At 60.8% G+C, this 2976-nt stretch carries 1 protein-coding gene and 1 pseudogene; both read right to left on the reverse strand.

The features are described from left to right. Positions 1 to 126, reverse strand: a pseudogene (locus tag ACXRVY_RS22450) (23S rRNA (adenine(1618)-N(6))-methyltransferase RlmF); the annotation flags it as partial. A gap of 178 nt (positions 127 to 304) precedes the next feature. Then, positions 305 to 2976 (reverse strand): valine--tRNA ligase (locus ACXRVY_RS22455; protein WP_458238270.1); only part of this gene is annotated, 2672 nt, incomplete at its 5' end.

Raw genomic sequence — 2976 nt, forward strand, 5'->3', positions numbered from 1 at the left:
GTCGTAGCGACCCTGATGGCGATTGCGCGGGTGCAGGCTGGCCTTTTCCTTCGGGGCGACGGCCGTGGCCGGAGTCTTCGGAGCAGGTTTTTGGCGCGCAGGCTTGGGGGAGCGGGGGGCGGTCATGGGTGTGGTCGATTCGGGTATGGCTGAAAGTGGCGGGCATTGTCCCACATCCGGCCGATGTGAACCCAATTGTGGTAATCAGCACATAACCCTGTGGGATCTTCCTGAGTTGTGAAAACATGGCAGGCACAAAAAAGGGAGACCATTGCAGGCCTCCCTCTTTCATTGCGATCTGCCGTTACAAACTGGCAATCCGCGCATGCTGCTCGGCCAGCTTGCCCAGGGCCTGTTCGGCCTCGGCCAGTTTGGCGCGTTCTTTGTCGATGACTTCGGCTGGCGCCTTGTCAACGAAACCGGCATTGGACAGCTTGCCGCCGACACGTTGCACTTCACCCTGCAAACGCTGGATTTCCTTGTCCAGACGCGCCAGTTCCGCACCTTTGTCGATCAGGCCAGCCATTGGCACCAGCACCTCCATCTCGCCGACCAGCGCGGTGGCGGACAGCGGAGCTTCGTCGCCGGCAGCCAGTACGGTGATCGATTCGAGGCGCGCCAGCTTCTTCAGCAGGGCTTCGTTCTCGGTCAGACGACGCTGATCCTCGGCGCTTACGTTCTTCAGGAACAGCGGCAGCGGTTTGCCCGGGCCGATGTTCATTTCGCCACGGATGTTACGGGTTCCGAGCATCAGGCCCTTGAGCCATTCGATGTCATCTTCGGCCGCCTGATCGATGCGTGTTTCGTTGGCCACTGGCCAAGGTTGCAGCATGATCGTCTTGCCTTCGATACTGGCCAGCGGCGCGATGCGCTGCCAGATTTCTTCGGTGATGAACGGCATGAACGGATGCGCCAGACGCAGGGCGACTTCCAGTACACGCACCAGGGTGCGACGGGTGCCGCGCTGGCGTTCGACCGGCGCGTTTTCGTCCCACAGCACCGGCTTGGACAGCTCCAGGTACCAGTCGCAATACTGGTTCCAGATGAACTCGTACAAGGCTTGTGCCGCCAGGTCGAAACGGAACTGATCGAGCTGGCGGGTCACTTCGGCTTCGGTGCGTTGCAGCTGCGAAATGATCCAGCGATCGGCCAGCGACAGTTCGTAGGCTTCGCCGTTCTGGCCACAGTCTTCGCCCTTGTCCAGCACGTAGCGCGCCGCGTTCCAGATCTTGTTGCAGAAGTTGCGATAGCCTTCGACGCGGCCCATGTCGAACTTGATGTCACGGCCGGTGGATGCCAGCGAGCAGAAGGTGAAGCGCAGGGCGTCGGTGCCGTAGCTGGCGATGCCTTCGGCGAACTCGTCGCGGGTCTGCTTCTCGATCTTCTTCGCCAGTTTCGGCTGCATCATGCCAGAGGTGCGTTTCTGCACCAGTGCTTCCAGCTCGATGCCGTCGATGATGTCCAGCGGGTCCAGGACGTTGCCCTTGGACTTGGACATCTTCTGGCCCTGGCCGTCACGCACCAGGCCATGCACGTACACAGTCTTGAACGGAACCTGCGGCGTGCCGTCTTCGTTTTTCACCAAATGCATGGTGAGCATGATCATCCGGGCAACCCAGAAGAAAATGATGTCGAAGCCAGTCACCAGGACGTCGGTGGAGTGGAATTTCTTCAGGAACTCGGTTTTTTCCGGCCAGCCGAGGGTGGAGAACGTCCACAGGCCCGAGCTGAACCAGGTGTCGAGAACGTCGTTGTCCTGTTGCAGCGCAACGTCCGGGCCGAGGTTGTGCTTGGCACGCACTTCGGCTTCGTCGCGACCGACGTAGACTTTGCCCGACTCGTCGTACCAGGCCGGAATCCGGTGGCCCCACCACAGCTGACGACTGATGCACCAGTCCTGGATGTCGCGCATCCACGAGAAGTACATGTTTTCGTACTGTTTCGGCACGAACTGGATGCGACCGTCTTCAACGGCGGCAATCGCAGGCTCGGCCAAAGGCTTGGTGGACACATACCACTGGTCGGTCAGCCATGGCTCGATGACGGTGCCGGAGCGGTCGCCTTTCGGTACTTTCAGGGCGTGATCGTCAACACTGACCAACAGACCGGCAGCGTCGAACGCGGCCACGATCTGCTTGCGGGCTTCGAAGCGGTCGAGGCCGGCGTATTCAGCCGGGATCTTGCCGTCGATGGTTTCGTTCAGCGTGCCGTCGAGGTTGAACACCTGGCAAGCCGGCAGGACGGCTGCGTTTTTGTCGAAGATGTTCAGCAGCGGCAGGTTGTGACGCTTGCCGACTTCATAGTCGTTGAAGTCGTGGGCCGGGGTGATTTTCACGCAGCCGGTGCCGAATTCAGGGTCGCAGTAATCGTCGGCGACGATCGGGATGCGGCGGCCAACCAGCGGCAGCTCGACAAATTTGCCGATCAGGGCTTTGTAGCGTTCATCGTTCGGGTTAACGGCCACGGCGGAGTCGCCGAGCATGGTTTCCGGGCGAGTGGTCGCGACGATCAGGAAGTCGTTGCCTTCAGCGGTCCTGGCGCCGTCGGCCAGCGGGTATTTCAGGTTCCACAGGAAACCTTTCTCGTCATGGTTCTCAACTTCCAGGTCGGAAATCGCCGTGTGCAGCTTGGTGTCCCAGTTGACCAGGCGCTTGCCGCGGTAGATCAGGCCATCTTCGTGCAGGCGAACGAAAGCTTCTTTAACGGCTTCCGAGAGGCCGTCGTCCATGGTGAAGCGCTCGCGGCTCCAATCTACGGACGAACCGAGGCGACGGATCTGACGGCTGATATTGCCGCCGGACTCATCCTTCCACTCCCAGACTTTCTCGAGGAATTTCTCGCGGCCCAGGTCATGGCGGCTCTGGCCCTTGGCTTCGAGCTGACGCTCTACCAGCATCTGCGTGGCGATACCGGCGTGGTCGGTACCCGGCTGCCACAGGGTGTTACGGCCCTGCATGCGGCGGAAACGGATCAGGG

The sequence above is a fragment of the Pseudomonas sp. P5_A2_2 genome (genome assembly GCF_054177685.1).